We start from the raw sequence: 14,644 nt of genomic DNA on the forward strand, positions 1-14,644 counted from the left end.
AATTATTTACAACCCGAGGTTGCATACCAACTGGTTTTTGACAAATTTTAACTAGAACATAAATTTAATACACATGAAAAAATTATTATTCCTAGTAGTGATCCTATTCGCTGCAAACACGATGTATGCACAGCAAGGCAGTATGTACGTCGGGGGCGGCATCATGTTTTACAATGATGACTGGAAAGTAGCTCCTGAGGCCGGTTATTGGTTATCGGATGAGCTACAGCTCGGTGCTGTACTGTCTTTTTCTGGTACTGATAATTCTAACACAATCGCTCCACATGTTTACCTCAGAAAATGGTGGTCAGTTGGCGAAAAATTTGGTCTATACATTGGTGCGAATGGTCGATTGGTCAATAGTCATGTTGATGCACTAGATGGTGGAGGAAGTGACACCTCAGACACCTATTTTGATGCTTTCTTAGATGCTGGCTTTGCTTTGAGCGTTGCACCGAGATGGGGCATGGTGGGTCGAGTAGCCACTGTAGGCCTGATTCAAGAAGATTTCAAATTTGAGCTAGAGATGTCCCCTCAATCCATGTTCAACGTCGGTATATACTACACCTTCAAAGAGTAACAAAACCAACCTAACACTTCTGCTCGTAGAGGTGTTAGGCATTCTTTTTTGCGAAAGAAATATTTCGCTTCAGTCCTTCTAGCTTAGTCCGCTTCACCGCCGACCCTTTGAATACCTCCCGAAACATCTCCTCGGTGATCTCCTCCCAATCAGACGTTGACATTCCCTCCAGTTTATCGTGAGGTACAAAAGCCTCCTCCTGATGCTTTTTTGAGAAACGATTCCAAGGACATACGTCCTGACAGATATCACAGCCGAACACCCAATTTTCCATCTTGCCCCGAAACTCCTCAGGAATCTGATCTCTCAGCTCTATGGTGAGGTAAGAAATACAGCGACTCCCATCCACCACATAAGGCTCAGGTATCGCATCAGTCGGACAAGCATCCATGCACTTGGAGCAGGTACCACAGTAGTCCTTGACTGGCCCATCATAGTCTAGATCCACATCGAGGATGATTTCTGCCAAGAAGAAAAAAGAGCCACTCTGCTTATTAAGCAACAGGGAGTTTTTACCTACCCAGCCTTGCCCCGCTTTAGCAGCCCAGGCACGCTCATGGACAGGTGCAGAATCCACGAAGACACGTGCATTTACATCCCCTACGTGCTCGATGATCTCGTTGAGAATAGTCTTCAATTTAGGCTTGATGATGTAATGGTAATCTTTGCCATAGGCGTACTTGGCAATCTTGTAATTGTCCTCCTCTGCCAAGTTCTTCTCAGGGTAGTAATTATACAGCAGAGAGATCACCGATTTGGCACCATCGACAAGTTTTCTTGGATCAAGACGCTTGTCAAAATGATTGGCCATGTAGGCCATCTCCCCATGCATGCCTTGGTTAAGCCACTTTTCTAACTTGGGCGCTTCCTCCTCCAAGAATTCCGCTTTTGCGATCCCACAAGACAAAAAGCCTTCTTCGGTCGCTTTTTGTTTGATGAAATATGTGAGCTTAGTCTGATCCAAAATCAATCAAACAAAGTTCCTGTACGAGATGGAGGTACGATATTCAAATGCTTATAGGCCAGCTCCGTACACTCTCGTCCACGACTGGTTCGTTTGATATAGCCTTCTTTGATCAAAAACGGCTCGTAAACCTCCTCTATCGTATCGGCCTCCTCGCTACATGCCGTGGCGATCGTGGACAGTCCCACAGGCCCGCCTTTGAATTTTTCAATGATCGTGGATAGAATACGGTTGTCCATTTCGTCCAAGCCATTGGCATCCACATCCAATGCCTCCAGTGTCATATCCGTGATGGGTTTGGTGATCGTGCCATTTCCCTTGATCTGAGCAAAATCCCTCGTGCGACGCAGTAGGTTGTTGGCAATACGAGGAGTCCCGCGGCTCCTTCGCGCCAGCTCTAACGCTGCATTTTCTTCTATCGGCGTATTCAGTATAGCAGATGAACGTTTGACAATCCCAGACAGCAACTCCGCATCATAGTACTCCAGTCGGGCATTGATACCAAACCGGGCACGGAGCGGAGAGGTCAATAACCCCGATCGAGTAGTCGCGCCTATGAGCGTAAATGGGTTCAAGCCGATCTGTACAGAGCGTGCATTTGGGCCTGAATCCAACATGATATCGATCCGATAATCCTCCATCGCAGAGTAGAGGTACTCTTCCACAACAGCATTGAGCCGGTGTATTTCGTCAATGAATAAAACGTCATTTGGCTCCAGATTAGTCAATAGCCCCGCTAGGTCACCTGGTTTATCGAGTACAGGCCCTGAGGTGATTTTGATGCTAGCATCCAGTTCATTGGCGATGATATGAGATAGCGTCGTCTTTCCCAACCCTGGAGGGCCATGCAGTAGCACATGATCCAATGGCTCGGAACGTTGCTTGGCTGCCTGTACAAACACCTTGATGTTGTCCACTACCTTTTGTTGTCCTGCGAAATCATCGAATGACAAAGGCCTCAGTGCCTTTTCGAACTCAATTTCTTCAGGAACCATATCCTCACCCTCTGGATTCAAATAATCTTCTCTCATATTAGATTCTACCTATTGATGGCTAAATTACAAGGAAAGCCCATCAATCCTATGCCAATACCCTACCGATGGTGGCAAAAATAATGATTATGACAGGAATCATTTCCACTAGCCAAGCCATACATTTCGCTTTCTAGTCTTTCTTCGATTTCTTTGCGCTCCCATATCGACACGATCACATGCAAAAAAGAAGAATACTCCTCATCGTACTAGCCCTCGGCATCCTCATTGTTTGGAGGCAAATGCACAAGGAAGATGAGCCCAAGACCATACACATCACAGGTACGACGATGGGTGTAGTACCCTATTCGATCAAGTATATGGATCTAGCTGGGCGGGATCTCCAAAACGACATTGACTCCCTACTCGTGGACTTTAATAACTCACTATCTACCTACATCCCCAACTCTGAAATCTCGACGTTTAACACAACAGATACCGCGACTTATTTGACGCCTTACCTATACCCGATGTTGATGACCAGCCGAGAAATCTATGACAAAAGCAACGGCGCATTTGACCCTACCATCGGCCCATTAGTCAACGCTTGGGGTTTTGGACCAGAGAAGAAAATATCACTAGATAGCAGTCTGATCGATTCTTTGATCGTCAATATCGGCTTTGATAAGGTAACCTTCGATGCGACGAGCGCAAAAAAGAACAAAGGCGTAGTACTGGATTTCAGTGCCACAGCCAAGGGCTATGCCGTAGATGTGATCGCAGACTACATCCTCGCCAATGGCATCAAAAATTTCATGGTAGAGATCGGTGGCGAAGTAGTTTGCCGAGGGAAAAACGAAAATGGAACTTATTGGAAAATTGGAATCGAAAAACCTGAAATGACTCCAGAAGTGGGCAATCTATTTGCAACTACTTTCATAAAAAACACCGCGCTGGCGACCTCCGGCAACTACCGCAACTACTACCAAGAAGAAGGGCGAATTATCTCGCACACGATTAGCCCATATACGGGATACTCTGTGAGGCATCATCTACTTAGCGCATCCATTTACGCTCCCAACTGCGCACTCGCAGACGGCTATGCCACAGCCTGCATGGTATTAGGCGTAGAAAAATCCATTAAGCTCTTAGAAGCGACCCCAGAGATCGATGGATTTTTGATCTTCTCTAAAGAAGACGGTAGCCTAGACACCTACATTTCGCTAGGTGTTCAACCCGTAGTAGAGATTATAAAGTAATAAACCTAATGAGCAGAAATCATTTTATCTACACCCATCTGAATCATTTCCTTCCATACTGACAACAATTGCGCATTAGCTTTTTTGTCATGACGAGGGACGGTTCTAATCAGTGATTCAATCCAGTGATCATACATCCAAGGTTGGATATCCAACTTTCCTTTGGCATGAGAGTCCGCTAGCCGGTCTACTTTCATGCCTGCAGCATGACTCCCTGCTGCATACATGATGAGGTGAGACAACCCGTGCCTCAGCAGCGCTCTTTGTGCCTCCATGTCAGTATTTTCAAACCGTGCCCGAATCAAAGGTGACGAGTCCATAAAATCATCATAGAAATCTTCAAAAAACTTAGGTGAAACAGCACAGCGACCATAGCTAAGCTTTACTTGCGTTACTTTTTCTGTCATAATACATCAACTGATTTAGCACACAAAACTAGGGCACTCTTTGACGTGCCTTGAGCCAAGCCACATGATGTGAATCATCTAATCAGGTGATTATATTCTCATCAACACCACCATATGACAAGCTTTCAGCAGCTTTTCGACACGCCGATCCTTAGCAAGACTAGGTCTTCTTAGCCCCGCGCATTAATATTGCGCTCGAATGGAGAAACAAGCGCAGAAAAAAGAATGGTTTGATGAATGGTTTGACACCATCTATTACCACATTTTATACAAAAACAGAGATTATACTGAAGCAGGTCGTTTCCTAGACAACCTCATCACATACTTTGACCTTTCGGCCAATGCCAAAATCCTAGACCTAGCCTGTGGCAAAGGCCGTCATTCGATCTATCTCAACGAAAAGGGTTTTGATGTGACTGGAGTCGATCTCTCCGAGCAAAATATAACCTTTGCCAAGACAAAGGAGAACAACACGCTGCACTTCGATATCCACGACATGCGAGACATCTATCGACCAGAGGCCTTTGATTATGTCTTCAATCTGTTCACATCCTTTGGGTATTTTGACTCGATCGACGAAAACTTGGACGTGATCCGTGCCACGGTTGCTTCACTCAAGCCTGGGGGGAAACTGCTGATCGACTTCCTGAATCCCTATGTGGTGGTCAATCACCTCGTCGAGGCAGAAGATAAAACCATCGACAACATACACTTCAAGATCAGCCGCGAATACACCGACGATCAATACATCGTCAAAAACATCTCCGTGGATGATCACGGCCAGCACTTTGATTACATGGAAAAGGTAAAAGCCATTCGCCGCACAGATTTTTTGAACTATTTCGACGCAAATGGGCTTAAGGTGTTAGATTTATTCGGAGACTATAGTTTGGCTCCTTACGAAAAAGAAAAATCCGATCGTCTCATCTTTGTGATACAAAAACCCGCATGATCAAAAGCGCCGTAATCCTATTCTTGTCCGCCTTCCTCGGAGGTATCCTTGCGATCAACTCCATAGACATCATCAGCAAAAACATCAAGCACTTGCTCGTGTTTGCGGGCTCGTTTCTATTTTCGGTCACCATCATCCACATCTTACCTGAGATATTCGAAGCAGGAGAAGACCACCTGCACGTAGGCGGGTTCATACTCCTAGGGTTCTTTTTTCAACAAGTACTAGAATACTTCACCGATGGCGTAGAGCACGGGCACATGCACCATCATCACAAAGGGGAAGAAGGGCATACGACCCTCAAAAGCATCTCGCTCATGGTCGCACTCAGCGTCCACGGTTTTCTCGAGGGTACGCTACTCGCTCATCCCGGGAGCGTACATACCGATCATACCGAAGGCACTCTACTAGCAGGCATCATCTTTCACAAAATCCCTGCAGCTCTGGCGCTGATCTCGGTACTCGCTTGCCAATACAAGTCTCGCAAGACACAACTGATCTTGCTGACGATCTTTGCTTTGGCCTCACCAATCGGGGTATTTACGGGGCATTTTCTAGGAGATTTCGGATTGCTCGACTCGACAGGCATGGTCCTATTGTTTGCATTCGTTTCGGGAAACTTCCTCCATATCTCTACGACGATATTCTTGGAATCGAGCCCCGGACACCGCTGGAGTTCACGCAAACTCATCATCAGCCTTTTTGGTGCAGGCTTGGCTGTCCTTTCAGAAATGATCTTTTAAAACCATATAATGGCAATCCAAAACATATCCTTGCTCGACAAACTCTCTGAAATAATTCACGATCGAGCCGTTTGCAAACCCGTTATTTTTCCTACATTTGCGGCAATAGTTATGACAACAAACAGACAACATCATCACCATACAATGAAACGCTCAGGCGAGGTGATATAGTTGTGTCTAAAAAATACTTTTATCAATCCCGTCTGATTAATTTTGGACGGGATTTTTTTTGCCCTTTCCAGAACACCCAGACTTTAAAAACAGAAACATGAGTACATTAAAAATCGCAGTTCAGAAATCCGGAAGATTAAACGACGACTCTATTGGTCTATTGAAGAACTGCGGCATTCACATTGACAATGGCAAAGATCAATTGAAGGCCAGCGCGTCTAACTTCCCGATGGATGTATTGTATTTGAGAAATGGTGATATCCCCCAATATGTAGAAGATGGTGTGGCAGACATTGCTATCGTCGGCGAAAACCTCCTGGTCGAGGCAGGCAACGATATAGAAGTAGTGAGAAAACTCGGTTTCTCCAAATGTAAGCTATCTCTTGCTGTACCCAAAGAACTGGACTATGAAGGCGTACAATACTTCGACGGCAAACGTATCGCTACCTCCTACCCCAACACCCTTCAGCAATACCTTGACCAACACAACGTGAAAGCCGACATCCACGTCATCAAAGGATCCGTAGAGATCGCTCCCAACATCGGCTTGGCCGAAGGGATTTGTGACTTGGTCAGCTCAGGCAGTACTTTGTTTAAAAACGGCCTCAAGGAAGCGGATCAAATCTTGATATCTGAAGCCGTTTTGGTAAAAAGCAAAAAATTGACCCCAGAGCAAGAAGAACTACTGGACACCCTTCTATTCAGACTAGATGCGGTACAAAAAGGTAAAAAATCGAAGTATGTCCTCATGAACGTACCCAATGACAAAATCGATGGTGTGATCAACATGCTCCCAGGGATGAGAAGCCCTACGGTACTGCCCTTGGCAGAAGCAGGATGGAGCTCAGTACACACCGTGATCGAGGAAGGAAAATTCTGGGAAGTCATCGACCAACTGAAAGCTGCCGGTGCAGAAGGAATACTCATCGTCCCAATCGAAAAAATGGTACTATGATCGTCTCTCTCTATCCCAAAAAATCAGAATGGGCAGCACTGACACAGCGCCCTGTACTCGAGCAGCAAAACTTGCAGTCCACGGTTGATGGTGTATTTGATGCGATCAAGACAAATGGCGACCAAGCTGTCTTGTCGTTTACCGAGCGGTTCGACAAGGCACAGTTGTCTTCATCTGTTGTCTCGGATCAAGAAATCAAAGCGGCCCAGCAGCGCATCTCTGACGAACTCAAAGCGGCCATTCAATTGGCTGCCCAAAACATCGAGACCTTTCATGCCGCCCAAAAACCTGGACGTGTAGAAGTCGAAACGGCTCCTGGCGTAGTGTGCTGGCAAGAAGCCAAAGGCATCCAAAAAGTAGGAATATACATCCCTGGTGGGACAGCCCCTTTGTTTTCGACCGTACTGATGCTTGCCATCCCTGCTACAATAGCAGGATGCGACGAAATCGTACTCTGCACCCCCCCAGGATCCGACGGGTCGGTCAACCCAGCGATTCTCTTCGCCGCGCAATACGCGGGCGTCAAGCAAGTGTACAAAGTCGGCGGCATCCAAGCCATCGGCGCGATGACTTTCGGCACTGAGAGTATCCCAAAAGTGGACAAGATTTTCGGGCCAGGCAACCAATACGTCACAGCTGCCAAACAGCGAGCCGCACAACTAGGTGTCGCAATAGACATGCCTGCAGGTCCATCAGAACTGCTCGTCATGGCAGATGAAACCGCTGTACCGGCTTTCGTCGTATCTGATTTGCTATCCCAAGCCGAGCATGGGATCGATAGTCAAGTGATTTGTGTAATCAAAAGTGAGAGCCAAGTCAGAGCGATCCAATCCGAATTGGAAGCGCAACTCGCCGTACTGCCCCGCAAAGAGATCGCCCAAAAAGCCATCGCCAACTCCAAAATCATCTGCATCGCAGAGGATCAGGACTGTGTGGACTTCATCAACGAATATGCACCAGAGCACTACATCCTTTGTGTCCAAAACGAGGACTTCTACCTTGATCAGGTTCGGAACGCAGGGTCGGTATTCATCGGCAACTACACCCCGGAGAGCGCGGGAGATTATGCTTCGGGCACCAATCATACCCTACCAACCAATGGCTATGCCAAGTCATACAGCGGCGTGAATTTGGATTCGTTCATGAAGAAAATCACCTTCCAGAGAATCACGGCCACAGGCATACAAAATATAGGCCCTGCCATCGAACACATGGCGGCAGCCGAACTGCTAGACGCACACAAAAATGCCGTCACCGTACGGTTAGATTATTTAAAAACACGAGGCGAATAAAAAGCCATGAACATAAGAAGTCTTTTACGAAAGAACATACAGTCGCTGACGCCTTACAGCTCGGCACGTGACGAATTTGATAGCGTAGCAGAGGTCTATCTAGATGCCAACGAAAACCCGTTTGACAATGGCGTCAATCGCTACCCTGACCCCTATCAAAAACCCGTCAAGGCACGCCTAAGTGAGATCAAAAACATCGCACCAGAGAAAATCCTACTCGGAAATGGGAGCGATGAAGTGCTGGATCTCATCTATCGCGCATTCTGCGAACCCAAAGTGGACAATGTCATCTCACACAACCCGAGCTACGGCATGTACCCCGTCTTGTCAGAGATCAATGACGTGGAACTTCGAAAAGTCAATTTGGATGCAGGATTTTCGCTTGACGCAAAAAAAATGATCGCTGCGTCAGACGAGCATACCAAGCTGTTCTTCATCTGCTCGCCTAACAACCCATCGGGCAATCTGCTCAACAAAGAGGAGATTCGTCAGATTCTGGATTTGAAAAAGGGAATCGTCGTGATTGATGAGGCATATATAGATTTTGCAGAGACGGATTCTTGGCTCACCGAGCTAGACCGCTACCCCAACCTCATCGTATGCCAGACCCTGTCCAAAGCTTGGGGGTTGGCAGGCCTGAGAGTAGGTATGTGTTTTGCGGCCGAAGAAATCGTCCGTGTACTCAACGCCATCAAACCTCCCTACAACGTCAATGTGCTATCCCAAGAAGCGGCACTGAAGGCGCTAAACCAAGAGGACGAATTCAAAAAGCAACTGGCGATTATCCTGGACGAAAAGAAGAAAGTAGAAGCGGCACTGGCTCAGTCGCCTTGTGTCCAAGAGTTGTTCCCATCGGACTCCAACTTTGTACTCGCTCGGGTCGAAAATGCCAACGCTTTGTATGATTTCTTACTAGAGAGAAAGGTGATCGTAAGAAATCGCTCCAAAGAACATTTGTGTGCCAACTGCCTTCGTTTCACCATCGGTACACCCGAGGAAAACCAGCGATTGCTGGACGGAATAACAGACTACGAAAAGAAATAAAGAAACCGTTGACTACCTAAGTTGACCAAATATCTATTATGAAAAAAGTACTATTCATCGACAGAGACGGCACCCTCGTATTGGAGCCTCCAGTGGACTACCAACTAGACTCTCTGGAAAAACTGGAATTCTACCCTGGGGCATTCCAGTGGATGGCCAAAATCGCCAAGCTCGGTTATGAACTCGTCATGGTCACCAACCAAGACGGTTTGGGCACGGACTCTTTTCCAGAAGACACCTTTTGGCCAGCGCACAACAAGTGCATGCAGGCATTTGAAAACGAAGGAGTAAAGTTCGATGCAGTCAAAATCGACCGCAGCTTCCCTGCTGACAATGCTCCGACACGCAAGCCGCGCACCGGCATGCTCACCGAGTACATGGATGGCAGTTATGACTTGACCAATTCATACGTGATCGGTGACCGTATCACAGACGTAGAATTGGCAAAAAACTTGGGTGCAAAGGCGATTTTCATCCAACAAGAAGAAGGGCTGGGCGCTGAGGAAATATCTACCAAGGTAGAAGAATTGCAACCCTCCATCGCGCTGACAACCACTGATTGGGAAGATATCTACAACCTCGTCAGTCGCGGTTCACGCAAGGGTACCGTCAAGCGTACCACCAAAGAAACTGATATCGATATCGAAGTGGAACTAGACGGCACAGGCCAAGCCGATATCGACACGGGCATCAAGTTCTTTGATCACATGCTGGATCAGATCGCCAAACACGGACTATTGGATCTCAAAATCCAAGTCAAAGGTGATCTCGAAGTAGACGAACACCACACGATCGAAGACACTGGCATAGCCCTCGGCGAGGCGATCGCCGAAGCGCTAGGCAACAAAAAAGGAATCGAAAGGTACGGCTTCTGCCTGCCGATGGATGATTGCCTCTGTCAGGTAGCCTTAGATTTCGGAGGACGAAACTGGATCGAATGGGATGCGGAGTTCAAACGCGAAATGGTCGGCAAGATGCCTACCGAGATGTTCTTCCACTTCTTCAAATCCTTCTCTGATGCAGCCAAGTGCAACCTCAACATCAAAGCAGAAGGAGACAACGAACACCACAAGATCGAAGGCATTTTCAAGGCTTTTGCGAAAGCCATCAAAATGTCCGTCAAACAAGACAAAGACAAAATGATCCTGCCATCAACCAAAGGGATGCTATGAGTAAAGTAGTAATAATAGATTACGGAGCTGGCAATGTTCGCTCGGTCAAGTTTGCGCTGGAGCGCATGGGCATCACACCGATGCTAAGCCGAGATGCCCCAGAGATCCAATCCGCAGACAAAATCATCTTCCCTGGCGTAGGTGAGGCAAGTAGCTCGATGAAAGCACTGGAAAACTACGGATTGATCGAGGTGATCCAAAATGCCAAGCAGCCCTTCCTAGGCATCTGTCTCGGCATGCAGATGATGTGTGAGTCATCCGAAGAAAATAACACCCAAGGGCTCGGCATATTTCCTTTGCCTGTGAAGTTGTTCGCTGGAGGAGCAGTGAAAGTGCCACACATGGGATGGAACCAAATCGAAGCGTTGAAAACACCGATTTTCAACGGACTGGAAGAGAAAGAGTACATGTATTTTGTGCACTCCTACTACGTACCGGATTCGGAATGGACGATTGCCAAAGCGAGCTATCCAACCCCCTTCAGTGCGGCACTTCACAAAGACAACTTCTATGGCTGCCAGTTTCACCCCGAAAAGAGTGGGACATTTGGCCAGCAGATTTTGAAGAATTTTATTGAGATGTAGATTAGTCGGAAATGGATAGTTGGGAGTCAAGGATCGAAGTTGAAATTGAAAATCATCGATAGATTAGGTATTTTTACACCATGAGTACCTTAGAACAGATAACAGAAAAATTAAAACTGATCAAAGAAGAAACCATTTTAAACCAAATTTTGGAGATGGTAACCCTTGAACTCGAAATGAGTCAGAAGATCATGACACTAAGTGATGCTCAAAAAGCAGCTATTCAAGAAGGAATTGATGACATTGAAGCAGGGCGAACATTCAGCCATACAGAAGTCAACCATCAAATTGAAGGATGGCTGAAAGAAAAATAATTTGGACAGCCAAAGCGGCTTTTGATCTTCAAAGGATTGTTGAATACTGGGTAGATAAAACAGGAAATAGCCAGTACAGTGCCAAGCTATTCAAACTCGTTAATAAGTCAGTCTTAACCCTCAAAGTATTCCCTAATACAGGTAGAGTTTCTGATTTTGATGATGTACGAGTAAAACCAGTCCTCAACTATTTGATTTTCTATCAGACAACCCCCAAAAGAAATAAGAATTTTGAGAGTATGGGACTCTCGCAGAAACCCCGATAAACTGAAGATATAATTATGCGTATCATTCCCGCAATAGATCTAATAGATGGCAAGTGTGTCCGACTCACCAAGGGTGACTATGACCAGAAAAAAATATACAACGAAAATCCACTCGAAGTGGCTAAGGAATTCGAAGCGGCGGGTATCAAACACCTCCACCTCGTAGATCTGGATGGGTCGAAAGCTCGTGAAATCAAAAATGCAGCAGTACTTGAAAGCATCACTGCTCACACAGGGCTGATCGTCGATTTTGGGGGAGGTATTCGTTCGGACAGAGACATCAACATCGCTTTTGATGCGGGTGCTGCTCAGGTCAACCTCGGCAGTGTAGCCTTAGAAAACAAAAACTTGTTCGGTGAGTGGCTCCAGAAGTTCGGGAGTGAAAAAATCATCCTCAGTGCCGACTCCACCAATCGCAAGATCGCCATCAACGGCTGGCAAGAAGAATCTCAAGTAGACCTTTTTGACCTGATCAAAGAATACGAAGCAATGGGCAACCAGTATATGGTCTGTACAGACATCAGCAAAGACGGTATGTTGCAAGGAATCGCCGTAGATTTGTACGAAGACCTGATGCGTGAATTTCCAAAACAAAAGATAGTCGCTAGCGGTGGCGTCAAAGACATCACAGATGTAAAGGCCGCAGCTGCACTAAAAATGGACGGCATCATCATCGGCAAAGCCATCTACGAAAACAAGATCTCACTGAAACAACTCGAAGCATATGCTGACTAAAAGAATCGTCCCATGTCTGGACATCAAAGATGGCCGTACCGTCAAGGGCGTCAACTTCGTCAACCTACGTGATGCCGGAGACCCTGTCGAACTTGCTGCAATCTACTCGGAGCAAGGGGCCGACGAACTCGTCTTCCTCGATATCACCGCCACTGGAGATGGCCGAAAAACCACCGCAGAGCTCGTGGAGAAAGTCGCCGAGAAAGTCAACATCCCATTCACCGTCGGTGGTGGGATCAAATCTGTGGAAGATGTCTACACTTTGTTGCATCGTGGCGCAGACAAGATATCGATCAACTCCTGGGCGGTCAAAGAACCCAAAGTACTCGACGAACTCGCGGCACAGTTTGGGAGTCAGTGCGTCGTACTCGCGGTGGATGCCAAGCAGATAGATGGCAACTGGAAGGTGCATTTGGTAGGAGGGAAAGTCCCTACCGAGATTGATTTATTTGACTGGGTGCGCGAAGCAGAAAGCCGTGGTGCAGGCGAGATATTGTTCACCTCGATGGATCACGATGGGTCGAAAGCCGGCTTTGCCAACGAAGCACTGGCTAAAATGTCCGACATGGTCAACATCCCGATCATCGCTTCGGGCGGAGCGGGGAGTATTCAAGATTTTGCGGATACCTTTGTGCATGGCAAAGCAGATGCAGCACTGGCCGCCAGCGTATTTCATTTCAAAGAAATTGAAATCCCAACACTAAAACAGGAACTAAAATCGCAAGGAATAGCGATGAGAATATAAATCAGTCTGGAAACAATAGACAAAAACCCAAAGGGCAATTGACTACACACTCCGACTAACGACTACATACTTATGAATATAGATTTCGAAAAAACTGATGGACTAGTACCTGCGATCATTCAAGACGCTAAGACAAAGAACGTCCTGATGCTAGGCTACATGAATCAAGAAGCACTGACTAAAACCCAAGAAACGGGCAAGGTAACCTTCTACAGCCGTAGCAAACAAAGGCTCTGGACCAAAGGCGAAGAAAGTGGCAACTTCCTAGAGCTAAAAGACATCAAACTAGACTGTGACAATGACACGCTGTTGATAGCTGTCAATCCCGTAGGACCTACCTGTCACAAAGGAACAGACACGTGCTGGGGCGAAGAAAACAAAGCAAGCTATGGTTTTCTCTCTCAACTAGAAGCAGTCATCAAAGACCGTCACGACAACCCAGACGAAAAATCATACACCTCCTCTCTGTTCAAAAAAGGCATCAATAAGGTGGCTCAGAAAGTAGGAGAAGAAGCTGTAGAAGTCGTCATCGAGGCAAAAGACAATGACGAAGGCTTGTTCCTCAACGAGTCGGCAGATTTGATGTACCACTACCTGATACTCCTCAGAGCCAAAGGCTACTCGCTAGAGGATGTCGTAAAGGTATTGGACGAACGACACAAATAAAAAAAGGTGGTGAGGACATGTCCTCACCACCTTTTTTTATTCATCATTAATCTCTTAATTGATCTTTTCTATTGTTGATCCACTCGTCAAATCTATTGTTTTGATACGAGCATCTCCTGCGTAACGTAGCACGCTTGCCCCACTAGCGTTTAGTCGAATCTCATCTGTGATTACTATTTCGGCACTACTCGCCCCAGAGAGTTTGACATCTGCCATACTGACCTCCATGTCTGCGTCTTGCATTCTACTAGACCCTCCGATCTCTAATTGAATCGAAGTGGCACTACCTCTAAGTTCCAGATTAGATGCGCCTTGTATATTCGCAATGATGTTCTCTGTAGCAATTTGGGTTCTCAAAAAACTCGCCCCCGTCAAATCAAACGTCACATCCTCTTTGTATATCACATCAGTGGCCGTCAGTCTTGACGCTCCCCTTACAGAAATGTACCCTATTGGGTTATTGGTATATACCCGAGCTTTCAAGATGGTTCTACCACTGATATCAATCCCTCCTTCTACACCTATAACCAATTCTCCTTCTTTTTGGTACGCTTCTATAAATTCATGAAGATTTTCATTGGATTCAATCAAGACATATTGCTCATCCGAGTAAAACACTTCTACATCGAATGCATCCGATACGCTGATACTACTAAAATCCTCAATCGCTATCTCCTCCGTAGTGACCGTCGAAGATGGGCTAATCGTGGCATCATCACAAGACGCAAACATGATCACTACTGCGAGCAACCCTAGCTGCCAGATTTTTTTATGCTTACTATTCATATCCTTCATTTTTTCTCTATTCAAAATGTAAGAATGGA

The 14,644-nt window shown here is 46.4% G+C and carries 18 protein-coding genes; 14 read left to right on the forward strand and 4 right to left on the reverse strand.

What is annotated here, in order from left to right:
* Positions 1 to 73: 73 nt before the first annotated feature.
* The gene (locus BUB99_RS07670; RefSeq protein WP_073121173.1) at positions 74 to 580 is read left to right on the forward strand and encodes an outer membrane beta-barrel protein; all 507 of its coding nucleotides are present in this window, start codon (positions 74 to 76) and stop codon (positions 578 to 580) included.
* A gap of 34 nt (positions 581 to 614) precedes the next feature.
* Here the strand turns inward: BUB99_RS07670 and queG are convergent, their stop codons facing one another.
* Together queG and ruvB are read right to left on the reverse strand one after the other, a co-directional pair.
* Positions 615 to 1,550: a tRNA epoxyqueuosine(34) reductase QueG gene (gene queG, locus BUB99_RS07675; protein WP_073121175.1), complete on the reverse strand. Its 936-nt coding sequence runs from the start codon at positions 1,548 to 1,550 to the stop codon at positions 615 to 617.
* Positions 1,547 to 2,575, reverse strand: a complete 1,029-nt coding sequence (gene ruvB, locus BUB99_RS07680; protein ID WP_073121177.1) for a Holliday junction branch migration DNA helicase RuvB — start codon at positions 2,573 to 2,575, stop codon at positions 1,547 to 1,549. The genes queG and ruvB overlap by 4 nt, the downstream gene beginning before the upstream one ends.
* Before the next feature lie 179 nt (positions 2,576 to 2,754).
* Here ruvB and BUB99_RS07685 point away from each other — a divergent pair, with 179 nt between their 5' ends.
* Positions 2,755 to 3,774, forward strand: coding sequence for an FAD:protein FMN transferase (locus BUB99_RS07685; RefSeq protein WP_073121179.1), 1,020 nt, complete (start codon positions 2,755 to 2,757; stop codon positions 3,772 to 3,774).
* A gap of 5 nt (positions 3,775 to 3,779) precedes the next feature.
* Here BUB99_RS07685 and BUB99_RS07690 read toward each other — a convergent pair whose 3' ends face one another.
* On the reverse strand, positions 3,780 to 4,181 hold the full coding sequence (locus tag BUB99_RS07690; RefSeq protein WP_073121181.1) for a globin: 402 nt from the start codon (positions 4,179 to 4,181) through the stop codon (positions 3,780 to 3,782).
* Between the two features lie 199 nt (positions 4,182 to 4,380).
* On the opposite strand from BUB99_RS07690, the gene BUB99_RS07695 reads away from it, so the two are divergent.
* From BUB99_RS07695 to hisIE, 12 genes are all read left to right on the forward strand, one after another.
* Entirely contained in the window at positions 4,381 to 5,133 is a 753-nt protein-coding gene (locus BUB99_RS07695; protein WP_073121183.1) for a class I SAM-dependent methyltransferase, read from the forward strand.
* Entirely contained in the window at positions 5,130 to 5,876 is a 747-nt protein-coding gene (locus tag BUB99_RS07700; protein WP_073121186.1) for a ZIP family metal transporter, read from the forward strand. Before BUB99_RS07695 ends, BUB99_RS07700 begins: the two co-directional genes overlap by 4 nt.
* 268 nt (positions 5,877 to 6,144) lie before the next feature.
* Positions 6,145 to 7,002 (forward strand): ATP phosphoribosyltransferase, encoded by an 858-nt coding sequence (hisG, locus tag BUB99_RS07705; protein WP_073121800.1) that lies wholly within the window; start codon positions 6,145 to 6,147, stop codon positions 7,000 to 7,002.
* Positions 6,999 to 8,294 (forward strand): histidinol dehydrogenase, encoded by a 1,296-nt coding sequence (gene hisD, locus BUB99_RS07710; protein WP_073121188.1) that lies wholly within the window; start codon positions 6,999 to 7,001, stop codon positions 8,292 to 8,294. Before hisG ends, hisD begins: the two co-directional genes overlap by 4 nt.
* 6 nt (positions 8,295 to 8,300) lie before the next feature.
* Positions 8,301 to 9,338 (forward strand): histidinol-phosphate transaminase, encoded by a 1,038-nt coding sequence (hisC, locus tag BUB99_RS07715; protein ID WP_073121190.1) that lies wholly within the window; start codon positions 8,301 to 8,303, stop codon positions 9,336 to 9,338.
* Between the two features lie 38 nt (positions 9,339 to 9,376).
* Positions 9,377 to 10,510 carry a bifunctional histidinol-phosphatase/imidazoleglycerol-phosphate dehydratase HisB gene (hisB, locus tag BUB99_RS07720; RefSeq protein ID WP_073121192.1) on the forward strand — a complete coding sequence of 378 codons (1,134 nt, stop codon included), beginning with the start codon at positions 9,377 to 9,379 and terminating at the stop codon, positions 10,508 to 10,510.
* The gene (gene hisH / locus BUB99_RS07725; RefSeq protein ID WP_073121194.1) at positions 10,507 to 11,094 is read left to right on the forward strand and encodes an imidazole glycerol phosphate synthase subunit HisH; all 588 of its coding nucleotides are present in this window, start codon (positions 10,507 to 10,509) and stop codon (positions 11,092 to 11,094) included. Before hisB ends, hisH begins: the two co-directional genes overlap by 4 nt.
* A gap of 80 nt (positions 11,095 to 11,174) precedes the next feature.
* On the forward strand, positions 11,175 to 11,408 hold the full coding sequence (locus BUB99_RS20220; RefSeq protein ID WP_119845356.1) for a hypothetical protein: 234 nt from the start codon (positions 11,175 to 11,177) through the stop codon (positions 11,406 to 11,408).
* On the forward strand, positions 11,390 to 11,674 hold the full coding sequence (locus BUB99_RS07730) for a type II toxin-antitoxin system RelE/ParE family toxin (protein ID WP_073121196.1): 285 nt from the start codon (positions 11,390 to 11,392) through the stop codon (positions 11,672 to 11,674). The genes BUB99_RS20220 and BUB99_RS07730 overlap by 19 nt, the downstream gene beginning before the upstream one ends.
* 15 nt (positions 11,675 to 11,689) lie before the next feature.
* Complete coding sequence (hisA, locus tag BUB99_RS07735) at positions 11,690 to 12,409, forward strand: 1-(5-phosphoribosyl)-5-[(5-phosphoribosylamino)methylideneamino]imidazole-4-carboxamide isomerase (RefSeq protein WP_073121198.1); 720 nt, start codon at positions 11,690 to 11,692, stop codon at positions 12,407 to 12,409.
* Positions 12,399 to 13,154, forward strand: a complete 756-nt coding sequence (gene hisF, locus BUB99_RS07740) for an imidazole glycerol phosphate synthase subunit HisF (RefSeq protein WP_073121200.1) — start codon at positions 12,399 to 12,401, stop codon at positions 13,152 to 13,154. The genes hisA and hisF overlap by 11 nt, the downstream gene beginning before the upstream one ends.
* Positions 13,155 to 13,226: 72 nt before the next feature.
* Positions 13,227 to 13,820, forward strand: coding sequence for a bifunctional phosphoribosyl-AMP cyclohydrolase/phosphoribosyl-ATP diphosphatase HisIE (hisIE, locus tag BUB99_RS07745; protein ID WP_073121202.1), 594 nt, complete (start codon positions 13,227 to 13,229; stop codon positions 13,818 to 13,820).
* A 54-nt stretch (positions 13,821 to 13,874) separates the two neighbouring features.
* Here the strand turns inward: hisIE and BUB99_RS07750 are convergent, their stop codons facing one another.
* Positions 13,875 to 14,606: a GIN domain-containing protein gene (locus BUB99_RS07750; RefSeq protein ID WP_170863755.1), complete on the reverse strand. Its 732-nt coding sequence runs from the start codon at positions 14,604 to 14,606 to the stop codon at positions 13,875 to 13,877.
* Between the last annotated feature and the right edge of the window lie 38 nt (positions 14,607 to 14,644).

Source organism: Reichenbachiella agariperforans (assembly GCF_900142205.1).
Classification (GTDB): Bacteria; Bacteroidota; Bacteroidia; order Cytophagales; family Cyclobacteriaceae; genus Reichenbachiella; species Reichenbachiella agariperforans.